At 71.5% G+C, this 1752-nt stretch carries 1 protein-coding gene; it reads left to right on the top strand.

The window, feature by feature from the left end:
* Window positions 1-92 precede the first annotated feature (92 nt).
* Window positions 93-1752, top strand: a 1660-nt coding sequence (locus tag LLG88_08665) for a hypothetical protein (protein ID MCE5246972.1), incomplete at its 3' end; no start/stop codon positions are given.

The raw sequence follows: 1752 nt of genomic DNA, 5'->3' as shown, positions 1-1752 counted from the left end.
TCGACGCGAACGTCTACGGCGGCGCGCACGGCCACGCCCTGACGCTCGACCAGCCGAGCCAGGAGCAGGACCGGCCCTTCGCGTTCGCCGACGTGAGTTCCGACGGCTCCGGCGGCTACGTCTACGCCGACGCCGGCGGGCGCTTCGCGGGCGACGCGGCGTCGTCCTCGCTCGTCGGCAAGCGGGTGCAGATCATCGACGAATGCGGCCCGATCTCGCTCTCCACGACCACGGGAGACCTCGACTTCGGCGCGAGCCCGGCGGGCGACTGCGCGACGCCCGGCGTCGGCGGCGCCGGCAACACCCGCGCCGCGCGCACGCAGTTCTACAACATCAACAAGATCAAGCAGAAGGCGCTGACCTACCTGCCGTCGAACACGTGGCTCGCGCAGTCGGTTCTCGCCGACGTCAACATTCTCGACACCTGCAACGCGAACTGGAATCCGGCGACCGGGAGCCTCAACTTCTTCCGCTCCGGCGGCATCTGCGGCAACACCGGGGAGCTTCCCGGCGTCTCGCTGCACGAGTTCGCCCACGGCCTCGACACGAACGACGGCGACAACTTCAGTCCCGACAAGGGGACCGGGGAGACGTACGGCGACTTCACCGCCGCGCTGCAGACCCACCAGGCCTGCCTCGGCTCCGGCTTCTTCCAGGGGTACCGCTGCTACGGCTACGGCGACTACTGCAAGACCTGCACCGGCGTGCGGGACATCGACTTCGCCGACCGCGAGGCGGGCGTTCCGGTGACGCCGTCGATGCTGGGCGGGACGAGCGGCTTCCGCTGCGACCAGGACTCTTCCTATCCCGGCCCTTGCGGCTACGAAGGGCACTGCGAGTCGTACGTCGGCAGCGAGGCGATGTGGGACCTCGCGAACCGCGACCTGCCCGCCCAAAGCGCACTCGACGTGGCCAGCGCCTGGCAACTCGTGGACCGGCTCTGGTACACCTCGCGCCCGACGGCGACGGCGAACTACGCCTGCGACCACGCGAACGGGGACAAGACCGACGGCTGCGGCGCGGGGAGCATGTACAGCGTGCTGCGCGCCGCGGACGACGACGACGGCGACCTGACCAACGGCACGCCGCACGCCGCCGCGATCTACTCGGCCCTCGCGCGTCACGGCATCGCCTGCGGCGCGGCGACCGACGCGACGAACCAGAGCCACGCCGCGTGCGTCGCGCCCGGCAAGCCCGCTCTGACCGCGCTCCCCGGCGACGGACAGGCGGCGCTGAACTGGGCGGCGGTTCCCGGCGCGGCGAAGTACCGCGTCCTGCGCAACGAAGACGGCTGCACGATGGGCTTCACCAAGGTCGCCGACGTGCTCGACGGCGCGGCCGCCGGATACACGGACGCCAGCCCGCTGAACGCGATGCAGTACTTCTACCGCGTGCAGGCGGTCGGCGCGGTCGACGCCTGCGAAGGGCCGGTCAGCGACTGCGCGGCGATCGAGCCGGTTCCGCGCGCCGGAACGCTGACGATCGACCGCGGCGTCGTCAACTGCTCGGACCAGTTCGCCGTGACGCTCAAGGACGCCGACCTGATCGGCGCGGGGACCCAGCAGGTCCAAGTCTTCTCCACCGTGGACGCGACGCCTTTCGCGCTGACGCTGACGGAGACGGGGCCGCAGACCGGCGTGTTCGTCGCGCAGCTGGCGACGATCGCGGCCGCGCGCTCGCAGGACGGCAAAGTCGCGGTGGCCGACGGCGCGACGATCACGGTCCGCTACGCCGACGCCGCCCCCGCCGCGC

Source organism: bacterium (assembly GCA_021372775.1).
In the GTDB taxonomy this organism is placed as follows: Bacteria; Acidobacteriota; Polarisedimenticolia; order J045; family J045; genus JAJFTU01.
This window is presented reverse-complemented; position numbering and strand designations above follow the sequence as displayed.